35 protein-coding genes and 1 pseudogene are annotated in these 24265 nt (G+C 33.9%); 34 read left to right on the top strand and 2 right to left on the bottom strand.

The window, feature by feature from the left end:
- Positions 1-6: 6 nt before the first annotated feature.
- Positions 7-378 (bottom strand): helix-turn-helix domain-containing protein, encoded by a 372-nt coding sequence (locus tag IGJ27_RS08295; protein WP_002320147.1) that lies wholly within the window; start codon positions 376-378, stop codon positions 7-9.
- Positions 379-532: 154 nt separating this feature from the next.
- Here IGJ27_RS08295 and IGJ27_RS08290 point away from each other — a divergent pair, with 154 nt between their 5' ends.
- The 12 genes and pseudogenes from IGJ27_RS08290 to IGJ27_RS08235 all read left to right on the top strand — a co-directional run.
- Positions 533-757 (top strand): helix-turn-helix transcriptional regulator, encoded by a 225-nt coding sequence (locus IGJ27_RS08290; protein WP_164445109.1) that lies wholly within the window; start codon positions 533-535, stop codon positions 755-757.
- Positions 758-877: 120 nt separating this feature from the next.
- Positions 878-1030, top strand: coding sequence for a hypothetical protein (locus IGJ27_RS08285; protein ID WP_164445110.1), 153 nt, complete (start codon positions 878-880; stop codon positions 1028-1030).
- Between the two features lie 63 nt (positions 1031-1093).
- Positions 1094-1648: a hypothetical protein gene (locus IGJ27_RS08280; protein ID WP_096710163.1), complete on the top strand. Its 555-nt coding sequence runs from the start codon at positions 1094-1096 to the stop codon at positions 1646-1648.
- Complete coding sequence (locus IGJ27_RS08275; protein WP_010718399.1) at positions 1645-1875, top strand: DNA-binding protein; 231 nt, start codon at positions 1645-1647, stop codon at positions 1873-1875. Before IGJ27_RS08280 ends, IGJ27_RS08275 begins: the two co-directional genes overlap by 4 nt.
- A 16-nt stretch (positions 1876-1891) precedes the next feature.
- Positions 1892-2077, top strand: coding sequence for a hypothetical protein (locus IGJ27_RS08270; RefSeq protein WP_010718398.1), 186 nt, complete (start codon positions 1892-1894; stop codon positions 2075-2077).
- A 40-nt stretch (positions 2078-2117) separates the two neighbouring features.
- Positions 2118-2363: a hypothetical protein gene (locus tag IGJ27_RS08265; protein ID WP_096710164.1), complete on the top strand. Its 246-nt coding sequence runs from the start codon at positions 2118-2120 to the stop codon at positions 2361-2363.
- Positions 2364-2434: 71 nt separating this feature from the next.
- On the top strand, positions 2435-3376 hold the full coding sequence (locus tag IGJ27_RS08260; RefSeq protein WP_113792905.1) for a YqaJ viral recombinase family protein: 942 nt from the start codon (positions 2435-2437) through the stop codon (positions 3374-3376).
- A gap of 1 nt (position 3377) precedes the next feature.
- Complete coding sequence (locus IGJ27_RS08255; RefSeq protein WP_094940409.1) at positions 3378-4313, top strand: recombinase RecT; 936 nt, start codon at positions 3378-3380, stop codon at positions 4311-4313.
- Positions 4314-4352: 39 nt separating this feature from the next.
- Complete coding sequence (locus IGJ27_RS08250; protein ID WP_178305834.1) at positions 4353-5171, top strand: Lin1244/Lin1753 domain-containing protein; 819 nt, start codon at positions 4353-4355, stop codon at positions 5169-5171.
- A 14-nt stretch (positions 5172-5185) separates the two neighbouring features.
- On the top strand, positions 5186-6037 hold the full coding sequence (locus tag IGJ27_RS08245) for an ATP-binding protein (protein WP_178305835.1): 852 nt from the start codon (positions 5186-5188) through the stop codon (positions 6035-6037).
- Positions 6034-6393, top strand: a complete 360-nt coding sequence (locus IGJ27_RS08240; RefSeq protein WP_178305836.1) for a DUF1064 domain-containing protein — start codon at positions 6034-6036, stop codon at positions 6391-6393. The genes IGJ27_RS08245 and IGJ27_RS08240 overlap by 4 nt, the downstream gene beginning before the upstream one ends.
- Before the next feature lie 151 nt (positions 6394-6544).
- Positions 6545-6745: pseudogene (locus IGJ27_RS08235) on the top strand (hypothetical protein); the annotation flags it as partial.
- A gap of 39 nt (positions 6746-6784) precedes the next feature.
- Here the strand turns inward: IGJ27_RS08235 and IGJ27_RS08230 are convergent.
- On the bottom strand, positions 6785-7000 hold the full coding sequence (locus IGJ27_RS08230) for a DUF3955 domain-containing protein (protein ID WP_161440382.1): 216 nt from the start codon (positions 6998-7000) through the stop codon (positions 6785-6787).
- A 167-nt stretch (positions 7001-7167) separates the two neighbouring features.
- Here IGJ27_RS08230 and IGJ27_RS08225 point away from each other — a divergent pair, with 167 nt between their 5' ends.
- The 22 genes from IGJ27_RS08225 to IGJ27_RS08120 all read left to right on the top strand — a co-directional run bounded on the left by IGJ27_RS08225 (position 7168) and on the right by IGJ27_RS08120 (position 24255).
- Positions 7168-7332, top strand: a complete 165-nt coding sequence (locus tag IGJ27_RS08225) for a hypothetical protein (RefSeq protein WP_237558387.1) — start codon at positions 7168-7170, stop codon at positions 7330-7332.
- Positions 7333-7402: 70 nt separating this feature from the next.
- The gene (locus IGJ27_RS08220) at positions 7403-7543 is read left to right on the top strand and encodes a hypothetical protein (RefSeq protein WP_178305837.1); all 141 of its coding nucleotides are present in this window, start codon (positions 7403-7405) and stop codon (positions 7541-7543) included.
- A complete protein-coding gene (locus IGJ27_RS08215) occupies positions 7512-8207 on the top strand; it encodes an ORF6C domain-containing protein (protein WP_178305838.1) in 696 nt (231 codons plus the stop codon). The genes IGJ27_RS08220 and IGJ27_RS08215 overlap by 32 nt, the downstream gene beginning before the upstream one ends.
- 103 nt (positions 8208-8310) lie before the next feature.
- Positions 8311-8724: an ArpU family phage packaging/lysis transcriptional regulator gene (locus tag IGJ27_RS08210; RefSeq protein ID WP_178305839.1), complete on the top strand. Its 414-nt coding sequence runs from the start codon at positions 8311-8313 to the stop codon at positions 8722-8724.
- An 801-nt stretch (positions 8725-9525) separates the two neighbouring features.
- Positions 9526-9852, top strand: a complete 327-nt coding sequence (locus IGJ27_RS08205) for a hypothetical protein (RefSeq protein WP_178285945.1) — start codon at positions 9526-9528, stop codon at positions 9850-9852.
- The gene (locus IGJ27_RS08200; protein ID WP_370566369.1) at positions 9842-10246 is read left to right on the top strand and encodes an HNH endonuclease; all 405 of its coding nucleotides are present in this window, start codon (positions 9842-9844) and stop codon (positions 10244-10246) included. The genes IGJ27_RS08205 and IGJ27_RS08200 overlap by 11 nt, the downstream gene beginning before the upstream one ends.
- A gap of 109 nt (positions 10247-10355) precedes the next feature.
- Positions 10356-10715 carry a P27 family phage terminase small subunit gene (locus IGJ27_RS08195; RefSeq protein WP_002341976.1) on the top strand — a complete coding sequence of 120 codons (360 nt, stop codon included), beginning with the start codon at positions 10356-10358 and terminating at the stop codon, positions 10713-10715.
- Between the two features lie 4 nt (positions 10716-10719).
- Complete coding sequence (locus IGJ27_RS08190) at positions 10720-12507, top strand: terminase large subunit (RefSeq protein ID WP_178285947.1); 1788 nt, start codon at positions 10720-10722, stop codon at positions 12505-12507.
- A 21-nt stretch (positions 12508-12528) separates the two neighbouring features.
- The gene (locus tag IGJ27_RS08185) at positions 12529-13731 is read left to right on the top strand and encodes a phage portal protein (protein WP_178285949.1); all 1203 of its coding nucleotides are present in this window, start codon (positions 12529-12531) and stop codon (positions 13729-13731) included.
- Positions 13728-14309 (top strand): HK97 family phage prohead protease, encoded by a 582-nt coding sequence (locus IGJ27_RS08180; RefSeq protein WP_178285951.1) that lies wholly within the window; start codon positions 13728-13730, stop codon positions 14307-14309. The genes IGJ27_RS08185 and IGJ27_RS08180 overlap by 4 nt, the downstream gene beginning before the upstream one ends.
- A 2-nt stretch (positions 14310-14311) precedes the next feature.
- Complete coding sequence (locus IGJ27_RS08175) at positions 14312-15580, top strand: phage major capsid protein (RefSeq protein ID WP_178285953.1); 1269 nt, start codon at positions 14312-14314, stop codon at positions 15578-15580.
- 2 nt (positions 15581-15582) lie between these two features.
- On the top strand, positions 15583-15777 hold the full coding sequence (locus IGJ27_RS08170) for a HeH/LEM domain-containing protein (protein WP_178305840.1): 195 nt from the start codon (positions 15583-15585) through the stop codon (positions 15775-15777).
- The gene (locus tag IGJ27_RS08165) at positions 15722-15988 is read left to right on the top strand and encodes a hypothetical protein (RefSeq protein WP_178285957.1); all 267 of its coding nucleotides are present in this window, start codon (positions 15722-15724) and stop codon (positions 15986-15988) included. The genes IGJ27_RS08170 and IGJ27_RS08165 overlap by 56 nt, the downstream gene beginning before the upstream one ends.
- Before the next feature lie 2 nt (positions 15989-15990).
- The gene (locus tag IGJ27_RS08160; protein WP_178285959.1) at positions 15991-16311 is read left to right on the top strand and encodes a phage head closure protein; all 321 of its coding nucleotides are present in this window, start codon (positions 15991-15993) and stop codon (positions 16309-16311) included.
- Positions 16304-16684: an HK97 gp10 family phage protein gene (locus IGJ27_RS08155; protein WP_178285961.1), complete on the top strand. Its 381-nt coding sequence runs from the start codon at positions 16304-16306 to the stop codon at positions 16682-16684. Before IGJ27_RS08160 ends, IGJ27_RS08155 begins: the two co-directional genes overlap by 8 nt.
- Positions 16681-17004 carry a hypothetical protein gene (locus IGJ27_RS08150; RefSeq protein ID WP_178285963.1) on the top strand — a complete coding sequence of 108 codons (324 nt, stop codon included), beginning with the start codon at positions 16681-16683 and terminating at the stop codon, positions 17002-17004. Before IGJ27_RS08155 ends, IGJ27_RS08150 begins: the two co-directional genes overlap by 4 nt.
- 16 nt (positions 17005-17020) lie before the next feature.
- The gene (locus IGJ27_RS08145; protein WP_178305841.1) at positions 17021-17620 is read left to right on the top strand and encodes a major tail protein; all 600 of its coding nucleotides are present in this window, start codon (positions 17021-17023) and stop codon (positions 17618-17620) included.
- Positions 17621-17622: 2 nt separating this feature from the next.
- Complete coding sequence (locus IGJ27_RS08140) at positions 17623-17985, top strand: hypothetical protein (protein ID WP_010720111.1); 363 nt, start codon at positions 17623-17625, stop codon at positions 17983-17985.
- Between the two features lie 8 nt (positions 17986-17993).
- Positions 17994-18197 carry a hypothetical protein gene (locus IGJ27_RS08135; protein WP_081186458.1) on the top strand — a complete coding sequence of 68 codons (204 nt, stop codon included), beginning with the start codon at positions 17994-17996 and terminating at the stop codon, positions 18195-18197.
- 15 nt (positions 18198-18212) lie between these two features.
- Positions 18213-20735: a phage tail tape measure protein gene (locus IGJ27_RS08130; protein WP_178305842.1), complete on the top strand. Its 2523-nt coding sequence runs from the start codon at positions 18213-18215 to the stop codon at positions 20733-20735.
- A gap of 5 nt (positions 20736-20740) precedes the next feature.
- The gene (locus tag IGJ27_RS08125) at positions 20741-21490 is read left to right on the top strand and encodes a phage tail protein (RefSeq protein ID WP_228011826.1); all 750 of its coding nucleotides are present in this window, start codon (positions 20741-20743) and stop codon (positions 21488-21490) included.
- On the top strand, positions 21487-24255 hold the full coding sequence (locus IGJ27_RS08120; RefSeq protein WP_178305843.1) for a phage tail spike protein: 2769 nt from the start codon (positions 21487-21489) through the stop codon (positions 24253-24255). Before IGJ27_RS08125 ends, IGJ27_RS08120 begins: the two co-directional genes overlap by 4 nt.
- Positions 24256-24265: the final 10 nt, after the last annotated feature.

Raw genomic sequence — 24265 nt, 5'->3', positions numbered from 1 at the left:
AGAAAATCACTTCTCTTTACTTTTGTCTTCTTTTCTAAATTCCCAAAATAGACCAGTTAAAACATCTTTTACCCGTTGTTTCTCTTCATCTGTTAATGTTTCACCACCATAAGCCATGTTAACGTTGGAATCGAGCATTTTATCTAACTCAATTAAATCATTTTCATCGGCCCATTTTGGCGTTTTATTTCTTCCTAATAAATAATCAGTAGTAACATCAAAAATATTAGCTAAAGATTGAAGAATAGAAAAGTCAGGCTCTCTCTTTCCACTTTCATAGGCTGTATAAGCAGGGCGAGTAATTCCTAACTTATCAGCAACTTCTTGTTGTGTCATTTTCTTTGAAAGCCTCAATTCTTTGATTTTTTCTGGAAACATTTAGACACCCACTTTCTATATAAAGGGTAACATGCTGTTACGTATAAATGAATCGAAAAACAAGTAACTTTTTGTTACTTATTTCATTGACAAGTAACCATATGTTACTTATAATGTGTTTGTAACGAAATGACACGTAAATAGGAGGTATATGATGAGGAAATGGCTAATTGAAAAAAGAGAGCAACAAAATCTAACTCAAGAAAAAGTAGCTAAAAGATCAGGAATTCAGCGTTCTTATTATAGTATGATTGAGAGTGGCAAGAGAAGTCCTAGTCCATATGTAGCTATGAAAATTGCTACTGTTTTATCCTTTGATTGGACTATTTTTTTTAACTATCAAAGTAACAAAATGACACATAACGAGGCGATCAAATAAAAAAGAACAATAAAGATTTTCTTGAAGGTAAATTTTGTACGATAGTTTTGTCAATATTACTTTCTATTATTGTTTCAATTGTTTACCAAATATTAGTTAACTAAAAAAGGAGTGCTTTTTATGTCACACCAAGAAAAAATAAACATCGTACTTGATGCAAGACCTAGACTAGTACACATCATCAAATGTGCTACAGATGTTCAACTTGATCTTTTAGTTGAAGAAGTTCAAAAAGAGCTTGAACGTGAATTAGACGAAACAGCTTTTGTTTGATTCTTTAAATTAATAGTATAAAAAAATTGCTCGTATTGATATATGGGCGAATAAGAAATTGAGGTGTTTAAACTGTTAAAACAATCAGCTGTCATTCGAGAATCATTAATCAAGGTGATAAATAAGAGTGGCAAAACGAAGAAAGAAATAGCAAAGCAAGTTAATGTATCTCAACAGTCATTGAGTGATTGGACAACGCCACATAATACTAAGCCTGTGACGTTAGAAAATGCTCAAGCTTTAACTGATCATTTTCGAGATTCAGATTTTACTCTCCATGTAATCCATAAATTTTTTGGATTATTTAAATCAATTGATGGAGATGTTTATAGAAGAGACCCCTCGTCACTAGATAAGCTTCAAATGATAGAATCCGATGAGCGAAAACAAAAGAAACAAGAAGTTGAGAAAATTCTTCTCAAAAATGAGGATTATTTAACCGCTGAGGATCGTCAGCAAATCATTTCATATGCATATGAGTTTTTAGACGAGATCATGATTGAAATGACTCTGATCAGTGTACTATGCGAAATTCTTGGAATTGATATTCGTCAACTAAGCGAGCAGCGTTTAACTTATTGGATCAGTCAAGGATACATGAAAGGAGAATTAAAATGAAGATTTCACAAATGGAAAGAGTGGTCCCTTTAGTTCAAAAAAAGCAACCAAAAGAAAGAGTTTGGAAGAAAGCTAAAGATATTGCTGAATATTTCGGTGTCTCATTAGCTACTATTTCTAAATGGACGAATTCAAAAAATGATCCGTTACCTTCTCGAAGGGTTCGAGGTGTTTTGCAGTATGACTTCGAGTTAGTGAAGGAATGGGAAGAACGCAATACTAATTAGAAAGGAATGTGAAGCAATGAGAACGGTTTTTAAAATGACTGTCAAAAGCGCTTTGCTTATGTGTCTTGTAGCAATCATACTGACAAGTATCAACCCGGCATATGCGCTGATTTATTGGGGAACTTTAGTAGTTGTTACTGCTGTAAGAGAAAGTTTCAAAATGCCAACACAAAAAAGACCGACCAGCGATGGCCGTCGCTAATCGGTAACATAAAAAAACATAACTAAGGAGATTTTACCATATGAATCCAAAAATTAAAAATTTAATTGAAGAACTAATACATGAGTGTAACGAAAGTGATGTAGCCATCACTCTTGGGGCGATTGATCCAAGTGTAGATGAAGCAACTGTTGTATTTGGTGGAACATTTGCTTTGCAAACAATTGTACTAACACTAATGAACGATAAGTTTAAAGAATGTATACGAACTAATGATTGCGATTGTCCTGCATGTAAGGCTACAAAGGAGATGATGTTTAATGAATGACTTTGCCTCATCGTTAGATCAATACCTAAATACTCCAGATTGGGGAAGACCACAAACTGAGGAGGATTAAGATGAGTAAATCAACTTTAGACATGAGCCATCAAGAATGGCTCGAAGACCGCAAAAGAGGTATTGGTGGTTCTGATGTCGCAACAGTACTTGGATTGAATAAATACAAATCCCCTTATCAATTATGGCTTGAGAAAACGGGTCAAATTGAATTAAAAGATTCAGAGAGCGAACCAGCTTATTGGGGCAATGTTTTAGAAGAAGTTGTTGCCAAAGAATTTCAAGAACGAACAGGCAAAAAGGTCCGTAGAAGAAACCAAGTGTTTGAACATCCGTTACATCCATTCTTAAGAGCAAATATCGATCGTGATGTAGTAGGAGAAAATGCCATTCTTGAATGTAAAACAGCGAATCAATTTTTTAGCAAAGAATGGGAAGGAGAAGAAGTGCCACTTAGTTATTTGTGTCAAGTGCAACATTACATGAATGTTTTGAACAAGGATTATTGTTATATCGCTGTGTTGATTGGTGGTCAAAGATTTATATGGAAACGAGTTGAACGAGATCAAGAACTGATTGACATCATCACAGAACGGTTAGTTGATTTTTGGGAAACGAACATTATCGGCGGAGAAGAGCCACTGATCGATGGAAGTAAAGCAACGTCAGATTTTCTAAAAGAGCGTTATTCAGAATTAGATTCAACTGAAATTATGCTTCATGCTGATTATGATGTTCTACTCGATCAAAAAGAAGAGTTACTCAAAAATAAGAAGGAACTAGAGAAGAGTATTCGACAAATCGACAATCAAATTATTCAGGAACTTGGAATAAAGAATGCCTCTACAGGTATCACACCTAATCGGATTATTTGTTTAAAATCAGTCGTTTCTAAACGAAAAGACTTGAAGAAAATAGCAGAGAAATATCCAGATGTGATGAAAGATGAGGAAATTTACAGTTTATCAACTTCAAATAGATTAGTGATAAAGGAGATTCAGTGATATGGCAACAAGTAAAGATTTAAAGAATCAACTAACAGAAAAAAACAATCAAGCAGTGGATGTTTCAAAATTAGGTTTTAAAACATTGATGAGTCAGCCAGCTATGAAAAAGAAATTCAATGATATTTTACACGAAAAATCAGATGCTTTTATGGGTTCTCTTTTAACGTTAGTTGGTGGCGATGATTATTTATCTAAAGCAGAGCCGATGACAATCATCGCTTCTGCTTTAAAAGCAGCAACGATGGATTTACCAATAGATAAAAATTTAGGATATGCCTATATTGTTCCATTTAATCGGAAAGAAAAGGTAGGAAAAGATTGGATTACGCATAACGAAGCCCAATTCATCCTAGGATACAAAGGCTATATTCAGTTAGCACAACGTTCTGGACAATACAAAGCACTTAATGCAATAGAAATTTATGAAGGGCAATTAATTGAATGGAATCCTCTGACAGAAGAGTTTCAGTTTGACTACAATGCGAAACAATCTGATCGAGTAATCGGTTATGTTGGATTTTTTGAATTACTAAATGGGTTTAAAAAAACTGTTTATTGGACAAAGCAAGAAGTGGAAGCTCATCGTATTAAACATGCCAAAGGGTTTGATAAAACAAAGCTAACTGGAGCGTGGAAAGAGAATTATGATGCGATGGCGATAAAAACCGTCTTACGTAACATGTTAGCTAAATGGGGGATTTTATCTGTAGAAATGCAAAATGCGGTTACTTCTGATGAAAGAGTTTTTCGATTTGATGAAAATAACGATCTTGTAGAAGAAGTGACTTTAAATGATGCAGAACCAATCGAACCAGAACGTAAAGAAGCAGAAAAAGTGGAAGACGTATCATCAGCGTTTGATGAATACGAAGAAACAGCAAATATAGACGAACAACAGGATTCATTGTTCGATGATATGAATCCGCCACTATAGCGAGGGAATTTCCCCTCGCTTATCTAAGGAGGTGATAGTGTGGCAAGACCAACAAAAGAAGGTCTTGATTATTTTCCTCTTGATGTTGATGTTTTCGAAGATGAAAAAATAGAGGCTATTGCTGGGGAATTTGGACTTAAAGGAGAAATTGCGGTAATCAAACTGCTTTGTGCGATATATAAAAAAGGATATTTCATTTTGTGGAATGATTTAACGCAAGCTACTCTTTTAAAACGCCTGCCAGGAGTAAGTAAGGAAATGCTCAATCAAATAGTGAACCGCTTAGTCAAATGGGGTTTTTTTGATAAACAACTGTTTGACTCGGTCGAGGTGCTTACGAGTGAGAATATCCAAGCCACCTACTTTGAAGCGACAAAAAGACGAAAATCACCAAAACCAACTAAATATGTAATTAATGCAAACATTAATACACAAGATGAAAGAGTTAATGATGACATTAATCCCCAAAGTAAAGGAAATAAAAGTAAAGTAAATGAAACAAGAGTATCTTCTTCTAGATCTAGTATAGATCTTAATTCAGAAAATAGCGCAGAGAGCTATTGGTTAAATCAAGTGAATCCAGCAGAAGCACCAATGGTTTTAGAATCTATTCGTTTTTGGGTAAATGATTTTCAAGGGCAAGATGAAATTGTCATCATGGCGATTGAAGAAATGCTAAAAAATGGTGCTAAAAATTATAACTATCTCGATAAAGTGCTAAAAAGTTGGGAAAACAAACATCTAGACACCGTTGAAAAAGTGAAAAAGCATTTGAAAGGTCATTACTCAAAGTTGACTAGAAATGCAGGGAAAATGCTTGAATATGAGAAATTTAGTACAGATGAGTTGCCTATTTGAGAGGAGGCGTAGGCATGGAAAACGTTGGAGAAATCATGGGAAAACTGATACAGAAAGTGCTTGTCCAACGTGGCGAATGTCCTGAATGCGGACAGCCTTTGTATGGATGGCGTACGAAGAATCCTGATGGCTCAGAACGTTGTAAACCAACTTGTATGCAATGTGGGTATAAAGCATTGCGAATTCATGAAGACTTACAAGCAGAGCAAATGTACAACGAAAGTCTGAAAGCAAGAGCCATCAATTTTTTCAAAGGTGGTTCTGTCGTGCCTAATAAAGCGTTGTTTGATTGTACATTGCAGAATTATCAAATCGTTGATCAAGAAACAAGACAAGCGGTTGAAGTAACCAAACGCTTTGTTAATTCAGTCTTGTTAGGAAATCCAAGTCACCTTGTTTTAACTGGCAAACAGGGAGCAGGTAAAAGTCACCTAGCGATGGCAGCGGCTTGGGAAGTTTTGAAACGATCAAATTATGACAAAAAAATCTTGTTTATCGGGTTACAAGAAATGCTGGATCAAATCAAGTTTTCGTACAACAATCCTGAACTCAGAAAAACGATTGAAGGGTCGTTGATTGCAGATATCAAAACAGCAGATTTAGTCGTTATTGATGATGTTGGTTCAGAGTTAGGGAAAAATGCTTCAGATAGTCGAGCATTTGGCATAAACACGTTGAATTCATTCTTGGATGCACGACAGAACTTAGCAACGATTATCACAACGAACTTGCTTGGTAAAGAACTAGAAGAAGCTTATGGCAAGAGGACGGCTTCAAGAATGTTTGTTAATTCTGCTGGATTTACGATGGTCTTTTCTCAAACAACCGATAAACGATTAAAACCAGTAAAAGGAGCGACAGCATGAACAAATACCGCAATCGAAAAACGGTTCATCGTGGGATCAAATTCGATTCTGTAGCAGAAGCAGAGTACTATGATCTGGCAGTATGGCAAGCGGAAGCAAACGGCTGGAAAGTAAAGCTTCAGGAAAAATTTGAACTATTGCCAAAATTTAAATTGGAAGGCAAGAAGTACCGTAAAATCGAGTATATTCCTGACTTCACGTTTTATAAAAACGGTAAGCTTGTGAAAGTTGTAGATGTCAAAGGAATGCAGACAAAAGATTTTAAAATCAAAGCGAAACTGTTTTGCCATCGTTATCAAGTGCCGTTGATATTAGCTAAAAAATATGGCAAGACGTTCAAGGAAGAGCGTTTTTAAAAGAAAGATTAGGAAGGTTTGAAAATGAGCAGAAAAAAGAAATTCATTCCAGAAGTTAACCAAGAAGTCGAATGCTTTTAGTGTGACTCAGAACATGAGACACCATGGATTTATCTATTTGTATGATATGTAAAGACAGTCTGCGACAGATGTTGATACGGAAGATAAAAATAAACTCGTTATTCTAGTTGAAACAGGAAAGAAACAGTACAAAAGACATCTTGTGAACATGACTAATTGGAATGTGAATGTGGTTGAATATTTAGAAGGCGTTAAAGTAAATGAATACAAATATGAAGTAAATTACATGCCAGAAAGTATTGTGCTATTTACAGTAACGGGGAAGAAGTAGGAAGATATCTCTCTAAAAAAAAAACGACCAATTGGTCGTTTAATTTGCTGATTTTTTGTAGAACTTATTTCTGGTGAAACTATATATTGCGGTAAAAACGGAGAGCATAAAAGATAAATAACCTAAAGGAACACAAAAGAATGTTGGTTCAATCAAAAAACCGTTTGAATCAACATAAGAACCGACAAATGAATGAGTTGCAAACAAAAGTAAACCGACAGTAAAAAATATAATGGGAATTGTATATGATTTCATCCACATCTCCTCCTTTGATATGCTGAATATAAACTAAAAATATTAAGAAAAAAATAAAGATGACAAAATTGTTAGTTGGATATAAATTTCAGTTTTTTCAATGTAGGAAGTAAACACACAAGGAGGTACAGCAATGAACATAAAAGAAGGAATTAGAAAGCATTAAAATGAAAAGTGAAGACATGAGAGCTGATTGTTTCAATAACGATTTAAATGCTGGTATTACGGTAATGAAAAATAAGACATCATCTGTGTGGGCGATTAATCCAGAATGTGATGATTGGTTTACTGAAGATGAATATATTGGATTAGACTTGGAGGAAAAAGAATGATTTATTCTTTTATCTTTATTGTACTTTTTGTTTCTATGCTAATAATCATCCAAGAGGGGAACAAGAAATAATGGGAAAAACGAAATCGAAAAGAAAAAAGAAAAAACGCCGTTTAGAACAAAAGGCGATTCAGAATGGAACGGCAAACGCAAAACTTTTGAAGAAGGGAGAAAGTATGGATGGAAAAAATCGAAAGAACGATCAACAGTAAAGAAGTCGCTGAAATGGTGGGTCGACGACATGATCAAGTATTAAGAGATATTACCAAAATAATTGAACACATGGACGACCACAAAAATGTGGTGGTTAACTATTTTATTGAGTCAACATACAAAGATGTTAAAGGCGAAGAAAGACCTTGTTTTGATTTAACAAAAAAAGGCTGTGAGCTTTACTCAACCAGAATGACAGGAGCCAAAGGTACACAATTTGCAGTGGCCTATATTGAACGGTTCAACCAAATGGAAAATCAATTGAAGGAAACAACACCATCGATTAGTAATACCGAATTACTATTAGAAACAGCATTAAAACATGAACGAAATTTAGTAGCAGTAAATGAACGATTAGATAAATTAGAAACGGAAACGATCATCAATTCTAGTCAACGTCGTAAAATACAGAGATTAGTTCGATCTACAGTAATAAAAATACTAGGTGGTAAGAAAAGTAATGCCTATAAGAATAAAAGCATAAATAGAGCTGCGTTCAGTAATTGTTACTATCAATTAAAAGCAGTGTTTGATGTAGCTTCTTATATGGATATTCCGAAAGCTAGATTCATAGAAGCTATAGATTTAATTCCAAAGTGGAAACCAGATTTAGAATTACAAGCTAGGATTAATCAAGCAAACGGAATTTCTAGCTTGTGGTAAAAAGAACATAAAAATAGACAGCCAATGGTCGGCTGTCACTACATAGACTGGTAATTGCTTAATATTTTCTTTCATTATAACACAAAAGGAGCGATTTTGCTTGATGAATTTATTACGAGAAGTAGATTTCAAACAAACAAAAGATAATGCCAGAAATGTTTTAAAGAATTTTAGACGTTTAGAGCGCATAGCAGGTCGCTCTTTGATAGATATTAAGTCACCAGTTATAACAGAGATGCCTAAAGTCTCTAGTCATGGAAACAAAGCAGAAGATGCCATGATCCAATTAGCAGATGCTGAAGCAGAAAGAGATGCGATTTTGAAGGCTTTGATGGCGCTTAGTCTAATTAGTCGTCAGATACTATACTACAGTTTCTGTGTGCCAGATAGTTTCTCAAACTACAGGATTAGTCGTGAAGTAGGTTATTCAGAACGAAGTATTCAACGGATGAAGTCGGAAGCTCTAATAGAGTTTGCAGAAGCATATAGGCATGGGGAAAAAATTGCTTATAAATAATTTGGCGGTTTTTTGGCGGAATGATGGCGGTTTTTAGCCATTTACCAGTGATATTATGATAGTGTCGAAAGATTAGGAAACAGGACTTCGACAGAATAAACGAAGGGAGGTAGTCTCCCTCATCGTTGTAATTATGCTTTGATAGACAGCAACCAACTAATTACAAAAATACGAAAAAGGAAGTGAAAACCTCCTTTATTTTTCTTGTTTATCTATATCAACTGGTTGCTGTCTGTTTTGATATAAAAAAATTAGCTATCCTCAAAAGATAGCTAGTAATACAATTATTTTTTATTCCAACAAGAACGACAACAGTATTTGCATCCAGAAAAATTTTTGTCTAAGTTTTTAACTCGTAAATATCGAATAGCAGATGAACAATCTGTAAAATAACCGATTTTAACGTAGTATTTTTTATTTAGTGCATACGGACAATCTGTCTCGTGAAGTATGTAGACAGTATTTTTTGTAGGTGTTGTATCAATAACATAATTAGGCATATGAAAAACCTCCTTAATTAATTATATAACGACTAAAAATAAATTCGCAATACACTTATGCCGCTGTGGCGGAAGTAGAGAGACGCGAAGGTGAAGGTAGGTTTCGTATGGCGGACTATCGGGACCTTGTACAAAACTAGAGAGAAATAGTACATGAGTGGTGCGATTCCATTCCAGCGACTTTGGTTTACGGTAAGCCCAAACCGTAAAGAGCTATAACTGCATCTCATTGCTGAGGTGTAGTTTTTACATATGTGATCACTCGTTGAGTGGTCTTTTTATTTTGAAAGGAGATAATTAAATGAATGATTTTCATGAAGCAGTGCTAAAAATCAATGTAAATGTAAATATGGCAGAAGTTTATAAGATAGCTATTGAATCTGAAAATAATCCTAATGGTTTGAGAGATCATTGGAATGGCAATTATGCCTATGTGGTTATTGGTAATAAGGTAGATCGATATTTTGACAACATTTTTTCAAAAGATACTGTTGATTTAATAATTCAATTGTTATCTCATACATTGCCAAATTTAAAAGAAACAGTTGAATGGTATGAGAAGATGGGGGCTGAAATAATTAGAACAAACTATAAAGAGAATCAAGGGAAGAGTAACAATGCCAATTGATTCGTTTTATAAAAGTAAACGATGGATCAAAAAGAAGAATGCAATATTAAGAAGATATCAATATGAATGTCAAGAAAGCAAGAGATATGGTATTCGAGTGAAAGCAGAAATGGTCCATCATATTTATCCAAGAAAAGAATATCCTGAGTTAGCTTTTGCTGATTGGAACTTATTACCATTAACACACAAAAAACATAATACGTTTCACGATCGAGAGAATGATGAGATTATTGGTGAAGGTTTATACTGGCAAAGAAAAAGGCAGAAAGAGTTTGAGCGTTGGAAAAAGGAGAGAGAATCCCCCCTCCTTTTGAAATCTAAAATTACTTTTTGGGAAACGGATATGGGAACTTTTTCCAATAGCGAGGACTTTTTGAAAAAATTTTTTCCTTGAGATGAAATACGATAATAGCAATGAATAGAGCTGTTTTTATCGTTTAAAACCGTGCAGAAAAAAGCCCTTTTTTTCGCAGTAATATATCTTGATTTGAGGAGGTGATAACTTGTCTAAAAATATCCCAAAACGTGAAAGTATAAAAAAACGCACAATTAAATATATGAAAGAATTAGGAACATATAAGCCACAATACAATCAAATTATAGAAGTTTATTCTGATATGGTTTATCAATACAATTATCTAAGTCGTGAGTTTGAAAGACAAGGTTATGAAATTATTTTGGAAACAGAAAAAAGCGGGGGGAAGAAATCGCCAATTTTAGCAAGTTTAGAAAACCTTCGAAAAGATATAGGTACTTATTCTGATCGATTGATGCTGAATGCTAGAACCTATCAAGCTGAAGTAGAAATGCCTAAAAAAGAGAAATCCGCTTTTGCTAAACTTTTAGAACAACAACAGATGTGATCAGATGGACTTATCAAATATTACATCTAAGCATTTTGAAACAGCTTTAAATTATGCAAAATCAATTGTTGATTTTAAAGTACTAGCTAATTTGGATAGAAGACTAGCATGCGAACGCTTTTTGAAAGATTTGGAACGAACAGATATTGATTTTAGGCAAGAACAATTTGATTTTGTCATTAATTTAATTGAAGGTACAATCCATCATGTTCAAGGAGAAGATAAAAATGGTGTGAGTTATAAAGGGCAACCATTATTGCTGACTGATTGGCAAAAATTTGTTTGTGTGAATTTATTTGGATTTTTTGAAAAAGGTTCAGATATTAGGCGTTTTAAAGAAGCACTTATTTTTTTACCACGAAAACAGGGGAAAACAGCATTTAGTGCTGCACTAACCGAAGCAAAAAGCATTTTAGATAGACGATCGGGTTCTAAAGCTTACATTGTTGCTAATTCAGTAAAACAAACGCTAGAATGCTTTAATTTTTTAGTTGATAACGTCAACGAATTAAAAGAAGATGTTGAAAAACTAAGAATACGTGATAACAATCAAGAACATTCCATTTCAATCAATTTCGGTGATGGTACAAGTGACATATTTGCAATTGCGAACCAAGAAGATAAACTCGATTCATTAAACTGTAATTGTTTAGTATTAGACGAACTCCATTCTTGGAAAAGAGCAGGAGCTAAAAAATATACTCTAATGAAAAATGCAATGAAAGCATATCGGAATAAATTATTAATAGGAATTTCAACCGCAGGAGATATTCCTGACGGTTTTCTAGCTAACCGTTTAAAAACATTACAAAAGGTATTGAATGGTTCAATTACTGATTCAGCATATGATTCCTATTTCATTTTCATTTGCAAAGCAGATCAAGACGAAGAAGGTAATATTCTAAATAGTAAAGGAGAAATCACTACAATTGATGATCCAGAAGTGTTAGAAATGTGTACTCCTTCTATCAATGTGACAGTCACTTTGGATGAACTATTAGATGATGCCTCACAAGCAATGAATGAACCACAATTAAAAGCAGAATTCTTAAATAAAACGTTGAATGTATTCACCAATGCAATGGATGCCTATTTCGATATTAATGAATTTAGAAGCTCTGATATGCAGTATGATTGGACATTAGAAAATCTAGCAAAATTACCAATTGTTTGGTACGGCGGTGCGGACTTATCAAAACTACATGATTTAACTGCAGGTGCTTTGTATGGTTCGTATAAAGGAGTAGATATCTGTATTACTCATGCTTTCTTCCCTAAATTAGCTGCTGTAAAGAAAGCAGAAGAAGATGGAATACCATTGTTTGGTTGGAAAGAAGATGGCTGGCTCACAATGAGTAATACTCCTACCGTTTTACATGATGATATTGTTAATTGGTTTATTTCTATGAAACAAAAAGGCTTCAAAATTAAACTTGTTGGTTTTGATAAAAAGTTTGGTCGAGAGTTCTTTTTTAAAATGAAAAAAGCAGGATTTAAAATTAAAGATCAACCACAATACTTTTATAAGAAATCAGAAGGCTTCCGTCATATCGAGGTAAAAGTCAAAAATAAACAGTTCTATTACTTACATTCCGATGCCTATGAATATTGTGTTCAGAATGTGCGAGCAATTGAAAAAACAGATGATATGATTCAGTACGATAAACTAGATGGTGACGGCGGAGTTCAGCGTGTTGATTTGTTTGATGCAAGTGTATTTAGCTGTTGCCAGATGCTAGAAGATATGGCATTTGGTAATGTTGGCACAGAATGGTTAAATCGTAAATATTAAAAGAAGAAAGAGTGATTTCCTTTGTCTAAAAAAAGAAGAAAAGCCAATAAAATACGGTCAGAACCCCAACCATCAGGATCAAGTGATCCTACGGTTGGTTTTTTTATGTCAGATATTGCAAGAGAAGTATTAGTTCCAGGTTATACTCGACTGTCTGATAATCCAGAAGTAAAAACAGCTTGTCAAAAAATTGCTGATTTAGTATCAGGAATGACGATTCACTTAATGGAAAATTCAGATAGTGGAGATATTCGTATTAAAAATGAATTATCTAGAAAAATCGATATTGAACCTTATTCTTATATGACTAGAAAGAATTGGGTCTATAACATTGTGTATTCGATGTTACTTCCAGGAGATGGAAATGCGATTGTATTTCCAGAAATGAGAGATGGATTTATTCATGAATTGAAACCACTAAAGCCTTCCAAAGTAAGCTTTATAGAACTGGATGAAGGATATCAAATTAAATATGGAGCATCAACTTATAATCCAGATGAAGTTTTACATTTTGCAATCAATCCTGATCCAGAACAACCATGGAGAGGAACGGGTTATAGGATTCAACTACGAGATGTTACTCATAATTTACGTCAAGCAAATACGACTAAAAAATCATTCATGAGTGGTCAATATATGCCCAATGTCATTGTAAAGGTTGATGCAATGAATGAAAGTATTGCAAGTGAAGCTGGGAGACAGCAAATCAAGGACAAATATTTAGGTGAATCTCGACCAGGAGAGCCATGGATTATTCCTGCAGAGCTATTGGATGTACAACAAGTAAAACCATTATCGTTAAAAGATATTGCAATCAATGAATCTGTAGAAATCGATAAGAAAACAGTCGCAGCATTGCTAGATGTACCTGCGTTTATTTTAGGAGTAGGTACTTTTGATAAAGATGAGTATAACAATTTCGTTCGTACAAGAATTAAAGCTATTGCAGATGTTTTTCAACAAACACTGACTAAAGGGCTTCTTGAAAATCCAAATTGGTATTTCAAATGTAATTCTAAGAGTTTAATGGCTTACGATATTAAAGAATTAGCAGAAATTGGGATGAATTTATATATTCGAGGAATCTATACAGGAAATGATGTTTTGAATATGATAGGTGATTCTCCTAAAAAAGGATTAGATGATCTGATTATCTTAGAAAACTTTATTCCTCAAGGAATGATTGGAGAACAAAATAAATTAAAGGGTGGTGATTCTGAGTGAGTGTAAAAGAAAATCAAACACGTTCCATGGCCACTAATTTTTCTACCAGAGAAGAAACAACAGGAGAAAAAATTATTGAAGGTTATTTTGCTGTTTTTAATCAAGAAACAGAGCTTTGGCCAGGCGCTTTTGAAGAAATTTCACCAGAAGCTTTCAACAGCTCTTTGAGCAATGATATACGAGCGTTAACAAACCATGAAACTACTCTAGTTTTAGGTAGGAACAAGTCAGGGACATTGAAATTAAGTGTTGATTCTAGAGGTTTATGGGGACAGATCACCATAAACGAAAATGATTCAGATGCTTTAAATTTATATGAACGTGTAAAACGTGGTGACGTGGATCAATGTTCATTTGGTTTTAACATTTTGAATGAAGAAACTGATTGGAGAGAAGATGGCACGGTGAAGTGGTTGTTAAAAGAAATTGATCTTCATGAAGTTTCTGTAGTAACATTTCCTGCTTATGAAGACACAGGAGTACAAGCTAGGCACAATCAACTAGAGCAATATCGTGAAAAACAGACGCAGCAGTGGCGTAAAAATTTATTGGATCAATTAAAAAATAGGGGGAAATAGTCATGGCATTAAAACAAATTATGTTACAAAGAAAAATTACTAATAAAAAAGAAATGCTTAATTCATTAAGAGAAAAAGATGCTGAATTTCAAAAGCGAGAAAAAGAGTTAGAAACCGCCATTGAAGAAGCTAAAACAGACGAAGAACAACAAGTAGTGGAAGATGAGGTCAATAAATTTAATGAAGAAAAAGAACCTCATGATCAACAAATCCAAGAACTAGAAGAAGAAATCAATTCTTTGGAAGAAGAATTAACACAGTTGAATGAAAAGAAACCTTCAAATAAAGGAGAGGAAAGAGATATGGCAGTAAAACAAAATACCAGAGCAAAAACTAATACAGATTATCATGAACGTTCAGATGTGAAAGAATTTTATAATGAACTACGCGAAAGACTTCAAATGCGTGCAAATGGTCAAGTTTTGCCAGATGGACCAAGTGGCGCAGAATTAATCATTCCAGACGTCATTGTCAACCGTATTCGTGAGCGTATTGGTGATTTTACTACGCTATATCCATTAGTTGACAAAGTGATTGCTAAAGGTCGTGTGAAATTAATTTTAGATGTAGATACTAGTGAAGCAACTTGGTTAGAAATGCGAGGAGCATTACCAGAAGAAGATGATTCTAAACTAACAGCAGTTGAGTTTGACGGTTTCAAGATTGGTCGAATTGTCTATATTGATAATTCTTTATTAGAAGACTCTGTTATTAATTTAGATGATTATTTAACGAAACGAATTGCACGATCTATTGCAAAAGGGTTGGATAAAGCCATTGTTACTGGTACAGGAAAAGATGATAAACAACCTGATGGTATTCTTCCTAAAATTCCTAGCAAAAATAAAGTAACAAAAAAACCAACTTATGAAGAACTAATTCCAGTGTTAGGATTGATTGATACTGGGGAAGATGCTACTGGTGAGATTGTAGCTGTTATGCATCGTCAAACTTACTATAATCGAATTGCTATGCTAACGCTTCATGTAAATTCTAATGGAGTCGATGTTGTTCAATTACCTAATTTAGCACAACCTAACTTCTTAGGATTAAAAGTAGTTTTCAATAATTACTTACCTCAAGATAAAATCTTATTTGGAGTGTTTGATAAATATACTTTGGTAGAACGTGAATCGGTTCGTGTAGATATGTCAGGTCATTATAAATTCAGGGAAGATCAAACAGCTGTTCGTGGTTTAGGGCGTTATGATGGAAAACCAGTAGTGCCTGAAGCGTTTGTAGAAGTAACATTAGATACAGTGGGGGAGTAACGATGCCAGAGTCAAGACTGGCAAAAAATAGTTACGAGTCTTTCACGATTCCTGATTTAAAAAATATTCTTGACGAAAAAAATATTAGTTATAAATCAAATGCGAGCAAAAAAGAGTTATTAACATTATTAGGAGACGACTATGAATACTCAAATTTTAGAGTTATTAAAAGTAAATTTAGGTATCATGACAGATAAGCGAAATGAGTATTTGTTATCAATTATTGACAGTGTGATTAGTGAATTAGAATGCGAACAAGGAATTATAATTGATAATAATGATGATCTTCATATCATGTTTATTGTTGATTATTCAGCTTGGCGATATCGATCGAGAGGTGAAGGTGTTATGCCAAGAAATTTACAATTTAGATTGCATAATTTAGTACTTTCGATGAAGAAGGGATAAATATGGATAAGACATGGGATTTAGATATTTTTCTTCTTGAAAATGATGGATTTACTAGTGATGAAATAGGAAATCAGATAGCTAAATACAAAGAAAATCCAGTAATGGCTTACGAGGATAATGTAAGTAGAGGCGAATTTTATCAGGCTGGACAAAATGGTATAGAGAACATTCATTTGTTTATTATTCATCCTTATGAGTATTCTAGAGAAAACTACCTTAAATTCGAAGGAAATAAATACAAAATTATTCGAACATATCAAAGAAATTATGAAGAGTTAGAAGTTATTTGCCGTTTGAATTTAGGTGATAGAAATGAGTAATTCAATCCACATTAGCGAATTATCAAAAGAAATTTCTAATGTAGTTAAATCATATAGTAAAGAAGTTGAATTAGAAGCAGGGGAAGCAACAGAGCTTGTGGCGAAATCAACTGTTCAGGAATTAAAGAGCAATAGTCCAAAACGTTCTGGAAAATATGCACGTAATTGGACCAAAAGAAAGAAAGGTCCTACTGGACAAATTGTTTTTCAAAAAGATCCTACTTATCGGCTAACACACTTGTTAGAAAATGGTCACGCTCTAAAACGAGGCGGACGAACCATAGGGAAAGTAAAAGGGCAACCTCATATAGCTATCGCAGAAGAAAAGGCCATTTCTTCGTTAGAAAAAGAGTTGATTAGGAGGTTGAAATGAGTATGTTGTTAACTGAATTGAAACAATTGCTGAATCAAATGAATTTACCTATTTCTTATCGTGAATGGAAACCAGGGCAAGTACCAGAATTACCCTATTTACTTTACTATGAAAATTCAAGTGATAATTTTTATGCTGATAATGAGGTATTTCTCAAAAAGACGGAAGTTATTGTTGAATTATATACAAATACCAAGAATATTCGTGAAGAAAATAAATTAGAGGAATTACTTAGTACAAACAAAATTCCTTTTGATACTTATGAAACTTATTTGTCATCCGAACAAATGTATTTAAAAGCATACGAAATCAATATTTAAAATAGAGGTGAAAGAAATGGCACAAAAAGAAAGAGCAGTAAGTGCTGAAAAGAATCGTGTAGAGTTTGGATTGGAAAATGTTTATTATGCTAAAGCGACTTTAAATCTAGAAACGGGAGAAATTACTTATGGAACGCCGGTTCGTTTTCCTGGTGCAATTGAATTATCTATTGAACCTTCTGGAGATCTGATTAAGTTTAAAGCAGATAATGTTGATTATTATACTTCTCCAAACAATCAAGGATACGACGGAACCTATACCTGCGCTCGAATTCCCGAAGATTTTGCTGTAGATATTTTGGGAGAAAAAGTAGATGATACTGATAAAGTTCAAACAGAGTATGCGAATGCTGAAACTTCTCCTTTTGCTCTAATGTTCCAATTTGAAGGAGATAAAACAGCAACTCGACATGTGTTGTATTATTGTACAGCAAACCGTCCAACGGTAGGATCGACAACTAAGGATTCAGGAGATCCAAATACGTCAGAATTAACATTTAGTGCCGGACCACGGCCTTTTGATAAAGCTGTAAAAACTAAAACAAGACCAGATACTCCGTCTGGTGTTTATGACAAATGGTTTACAAAAGTTTATGAAAAAGGAGCAGTTGCTTAATTATGGAAAAAACAATTAAGATTGGTGCTACTGAAATTCGATTAGCTTCTAATGCTGCAACACCTTTGCGGTATAAGATGCAATTTGGAAGTGATTTTTTTGCAGACCTCTTAACTTTAGCGAAAGCTTTAGACAATCAAAATGAAGATGGTAGTTTTAACTTAAATGATATTTCATATGATGATTTGAAAAGGGTAGAATTAACCCTTTTATATAATTTTGTATGGACTTATGCTAAAGCGGCAGATTCAACTATTCCTGATCCAATCACTTGGTTAGAAAGTTTGGATTCTTTACCATTAGCAGACTTTGCTGGAGAATTACAAGAGTTGATTTCCCATAGTATACAAACTAAAAAAAAGTAAACGATGAAATGGCTTCTAGTGACGAAACACTTACTACGGAGTCATTTCTTTTTATTTGCAAACAAGTAGGTTTATCAAATGAAGAAATGCAGTTAATGGAAATAGGTGACTGCTTAGATTTCGTTCAAGAATGGATAGATAATCATCAAGAAAAAACATCTACAAAATCTAAAACTAGAAAAGCGACTCAAGCAGACTTTGATGCATTTTAGAAAGGAGGGGGATGGATGGCTAAAAAGAAAATTTCAGGAATTACAATTGCACTTGATGCAGATACTAAAGGCGTAACATCTGGATTGAAAGATATTGTTAATCAATCGACAAATGTATCGAAAGAATTGAAAGATGTAGAACGTTTGTTAAAACTAAATCCTAATAACGTTGAATTACTCTCACAGAAGCAAGAATTGCTTTCTCGACAAGTTGAATTAACTACCAATAAATTGGAAGCACTGAAAGGCGCTCAAGCGGATGTAGAAAGGCAATTTAAATCAGGAGAAATTGGTGAGGAACAATATCGGAAGTTTAAGCGAGAAATTGAAGCCACTGAAGGTGCTCTAAATGGTTTTAAAGGGCAATTATCGAGTATGAGAGTAGAACAAGAAAAACTTGCTCAAAATACACAGCGATTATCCACTTTTTTTGAAGCTACAGGAACAGATATCAATGATTTTTCAGACGTTTTAGGAACACGTCTAACGGCAGCAATCAAAGAAGGAAAAGCCAATTCCTCTCAACTTGAAGATGCATTAAATAAAATTGGTAGAGCTGCATTGGGACAAACAGCAGACATCAACAAAATGAAACAAGCACTCGATTCAATTGATGATGGAAATTCTGTTCAAAAGGTTTCTTCTGATTTAAATAGTTTAAAAAGTGATGCTAATAAAGCAGATAATGCTTTAGATAAAATAGGTGACACTTTAGAAGAAATTGACGATAAAATCGACAAAGGCAATCTGTTGGATGCTGGTGAGTCTCTAAGTGAAATGTCTGATAAAGCCAAAGATATGGCTGGAAAAACTATTGAAGCTTTTACAGAAGTAGAAGATGCTCAAAAGAAATTAAACGCTTCTATGGGAGTCGCAGGAACAGAATCCTCAAAAAAATACGAACAAGCTTTAAAAGATATTTTTAGTAGTGGACTTTTCGACGACATGAATGATGCTGCAGATGCGGTAGCTTTAGTATCTAAAAACCTTGGCGATATGAGTAACCAAGATTTGAGTCAATTGGTTCAAGATGCGAAAGTTTTAGAAAATACTTTTGGAGTTGATTTAAAAGAAACTATTCGTGGAGTTGCAGCTATGCAACAAAATTACGGAATTACTGGTAAACAAGCATTGGATATGATCACAGTTGCTCTCCAAAGGAATGGCAGTACATGGGCAGATGAAGTTGGAGATAATATGGCTGAATACTCACAGTTATGGTCTCAAATGGGCTTTAGCGCCTCAGAAACTTTCCAAATTTTAGAGAATGGTACTCGTAATGGAGCATATAATTTAGACAAAGTGAATGATGTTGTTAAAGAAATAGGAATTTCTTTAACTGATGGACGTATAGAAGAAAATATTGATTCATTTTCTCAAAAATCTAAAGAGTTATTTGAATCATATAAGAGTGGTGGAGCTTCTCAAGCAGAAGTTATCCAGTCGCTCCTTACTGATTTAGGAGAGATGGAAAATAAAACCGAAGCGTTATCTCTAGCATCTACTGTTTGGAGCGCTTTAGGAGAAGATAACAGTTTAAAAGTATTAACTTCTCTAATGAGTGTTAAAGGTGGCTATGAGGATGTTCAAGGAGCAGCAGATAAATTAAATAATGATACCACTACAACTAGTCAAAAAATGCAAGGAGCATGGAATGAGCTGAAGTTAGCTTTAGCTCCATTAGGTGAAGAACTAGCAATAGCTTTAGTACCTCTGTTAGATTCATTAACAAAAATTTTAAAGATATTTCAAAATTTGCCAGGTCCAGTAAAAACCTTTATTGTAGCTTTTTTAGGAATAGGTACACTAATAGGCGTTATTACTGGGGTTGTAGTTGCTATGGGAGCTTTAGCAGGGATAGTTGGCGGTCCAGTTGTTGTAGCATTAGGAATTTTTGTAGCTGCTGTAGCAGGAGCTATAACAGTAATAAAAAATTGGGGTTCCATTACTGATTGGTTTTCTGATAAATGGAACAAACTAAAAGGATGGTGGTCAAAATTTTGGGCACAATTTTCTGGTCCTGCAGATGCAACATTTAAGATACTATCTAACTCTGTAAAAACACTTACTAGTTTTATGTTCGGATCTTTTGATGATAAATTAAACGCAATAAAAAAATTGTTTAAATTTTTAAAATTAAAAATTCCTAAAATTGAACTTCCACCAATGCCCCATTTTAGTTTGAAATGGAGTTCTAATAAAATATTTGGTAAAAAATTTTCTTATCCATCAGGGATTGACGTAAAATGGTTTGCTGATGGTGGGATTTTAACTAAACCGACAATTTTTGGCGCTTCTGGAAATAAATTGTTAGGTGGCGGTGAAGCTGGTAAAGAAGCTATTGCGCCTCTAGATAAGCTAATGGCTTATATTCAAAAAGCTGTAGATGTAGGTTTGTCTAAACAACAAGCAAAAGATGAAATCCATTTACATCTAACAGCTTATGGTAATTTACCAAAAGAAATATTAGATCAAATTGCTGAATATTTGATGTATAAGTTTGTTGATTTAAAAAATAAAAATGAATTTAGTGGGTGATAATCATGATTGATGGTTGGTTTAAACTCGGAAATCATTGGAGTAAAGAATTTAATGCATTTATTTGTGAGAGACCAGAAAAGAAAAAAGCTAAAAGGGTATTTAATTTAGAAGAAGTTTCTGGATTAAATAAGTTAGCAGTTAACGATGGTGGTTACTATACAAATGTTGAACAAACTTTAAATTGTTTTTATTTATCACCTACACTGGAACACATTCAATATTATGAAGATTTGATTACAGAAGCACTGGATACAAAAGGAGAATATGTAGATTTTGTACCTTATTGGGATCCGATATATATTTATCAAGCGATTGTAATAAATGAACCAAATTTCGAAGGAACTTTTCATACATTAAGAGGAGTTCCTTTTTCGTTTGATTTAAGTATTGCTCCTTTCAAAAAAAATGTTCTAGGAATGAACCCTGTTATCTTAGAAAAACAGGGTTCAATTTATAATCCAGAACGATATCCATCTTATCCCAAAATTAAAATATATGGATCAGGCAATGTGACAATTTCTATTAATGGAAGAGAGACAAAATGTTCCAATGTAACTTCAGATATTACAATCGATTCTGATCCAGATGTGATGGAAACTTATCGTGAGGTAGATGGTGTTTTAGTAAATGAACATAAGAAGTTGTTAAGTAACCAAGTTTATCCTTATTTAGATTCTGGTGAGAATCGGATTATTTGGAATAGCAATGTAAAAAAGATTGTTATTGAACCGAGGTGGCAAACTAAGATATGAAACCAGTATTATATAGTCCTACAGACACAGATTTTACCGCTGGAGGTATTGGCATATTATCTGATTGTAAAAAATGTCTAGTGACAGAGGAAGCAAATGGCAGTTATACTGTCGAATTAAGTTTTCCAATCAATGCTAAATTTTCAAGTCAATTAGAAGATCATAATTATCAGATCAAATGTAAACCTAACGCAACGGATGCTTTTCATATTTTTTATATTTACAATCATTATAAAGATATGGCTACAGGATTATTATATGTTTACGGAAAATCTAGAACTATGAAACTTGGAAATCGTGCGGTGAAGAAATTAGAATTTGAGCGAGCTACTTGTCAAGAAGCAATGAAGTGTTTAGAAAAATCAATGGATCAATCTAGTGATATTCGTTTGTTTAGTGATATTACTCGTGTAGGATCAATAAGTATCGAAGTATCCAATCCTTTAAAATGTATTAAGGGAATAGAGGGTTCTTTAAACCAAATATTTGGTGGCGAGATGAAACATGAGCCATTCAAATTATCTTTATTAAACCGAAGAGGTAGAGATCATGTGACAACTTTTAGATACAGAAAAAATTTAACTGGTTTGAAAGTTGAAACTAATTTTGATGGGTTACTAACTCGAATTTTTCCTTATGCAGATGTTCAAAATAATGAAGGGGAAACAGAACGTATATTTGGAAATCCAGTAGATTCACTTAATATCAATAAGTATGATGGCGAGATTTATTCAGAATATGTTCAATTTACAGAAGATCAAGGTGTTACAGATCAAAAAAGTTTAAATGAAGTATCAAAGAAATATTTTAGTTCCATTAATCCTAATTGTGATCAACCAAATATATCTATTGAATTGAACATTCGAAAAATGGAAGATACAGCTTTAGCAAAACGATTTAAAAAATTTCGTGAAGTTGGATTATTTGATACATTTGATATTTTTCATGAACGTTTTAAGATTAATATTACTGCTCAAATAACTAAAGTAATTTATGATTCTTTAAACGAGCGAGTTGAATCTTTAGAAGCCGGCGATACACAATATACCTTCTTTGAGAAACAGAAACAAGAAATATCAAATACGTTAAAAGGGTATACAGGTAAAAAATATGCAAGTGATTTTATTGATGTAGTCACCAATATTATTTCTGGTAATGATGGGGGTCATGTTATATGGTGGCCTAAGAATCGACCGACTGATTTATTCTTTTGTGATCATCCTAAATTAGAAGAAGCAAAACTTGTTTTACGAATAAACAAAAGCGGAATAGGCTTTTCATCAAAAGGGTGGCAAGGACCATTTGATACCGCATGGACTTTAGATGGTAAGTTTAATGCTAATTTTATTCAAACAGGAATTATTAAAGCCGATGTATTCCAAAATTCTTTTAATAAAACTGGTGACGTTCTACGCCTTGTTAATGGATTGTTGGAAATTAGAAATAAAAATCAAAAAATAATGCAGTTAACAAAAAAAGGTATGGAGTTCTGGTATGGTAACAGGTCTATCGGAACAATGGGAACTGAAGGTAATCAGTTTCCTGACTTAGTTGTTGGTATGGATTCTCAAGGAAATCCTGTGTATGCAGATTTTGATGGTAAAGCACTACAAATTAATTTAAATTCTGATGGTGAAGCAGTTGCTATTAGTTCGGCTAAAGGAAAAGGGATAATTATCGGTAAAAAAAACATGTTTTTAATTAATGATCGTATAGATTTGCTTGGCAGAACCTCTATAAGTGGTCGGTTAGATGTAAGCGAGCTTTATGTGAATGGTGTAAAAATTGATAAGAATGGAGGTGGAAGTGGAGGAAGTGATCCTGGAACTATCCCTCCTCAATTGACGACGGAAGCTGAAAAAAGAGCATGGAAAATTTGGACAATGTTGAAAGCTCGTGGTTATTCTGAATATGCAGCTGCAGGTATTCTAGGAAATATTCAGGGGGAGGTTGGAGCAAGTATGAACCCTGATACAGAACAACTTGGTGGTCCAGCTTATGGGATTGTTCAATGGGATGGTTCTGCTTATCCGTTAGTCGGATCACCAACTTGGAACGGACGAGAGTATGTTCAGCGTTTGATGAACACCGCAGGGATTCAAGAAGATTATCGAAGTATTGAAGCCCAAGTAAAATTATTAGATTGGTGTATGTTCAACGGTCAATGGCTCGGAAAAGTAAATCCAACCACAGTATCAGGATTTAAATCGATCAATGATGCCAAAAGTGCAGCGTATGCTTTTGAAATGAACTTCGAACGCCCAGCTTCTGCACATCCAGAACGCCAAAATTATGCCCAATCTTGGTATAACAAATTACATGGATTAACTAGTCCAGAACCTGGAGGGAATTTCATTTGTCCAATTCAAAAACCAGTGACAGTTACTTCAGAATGTGGATGGAGAACAAGTCCAATAAATGGCGGTCAAGAATTTCATAATGGAATTGATCTTGTAAATGGAAATCCTAATACACCTATTTTTGCAGCATTAGATGGGGAAGTTGTTCAGGCTGGTGCTAATTATTATGACTGGTATGGTAATTACGTGGTTATTAAACATAATAATGGGAAGTGGACAGGTTATGCTCATTTGTCTCGTATTGATGTTTCTGTTGGACAAAAAGTCCAGAAAGGCGCTCAAATTGGCTTGATGGGAACAACTGGTCCATCTACAGGAGAACATCTACATTTTCAAATTATGAAAAATTATTGGCCACAGCCAGTTGTTGATTTTGAGAATCCAAGAAATTATATCCAATTTTAAGGTGGTGATT

This window comes from Enterococcus sp. DIV1726a, from assembly GCF_051710985.1.
GTDB lineage: Bacteria > Bacillota > Bacilli > Lactobacillales > Enterococcaceae > Enterococcus_B > Enterococcus_B hirae.
The sequence above is the reverse complement of the archived record's forward strand: the minus strand, read 5'-3'. Positions and strand labels throughout refer to the sequence as shown.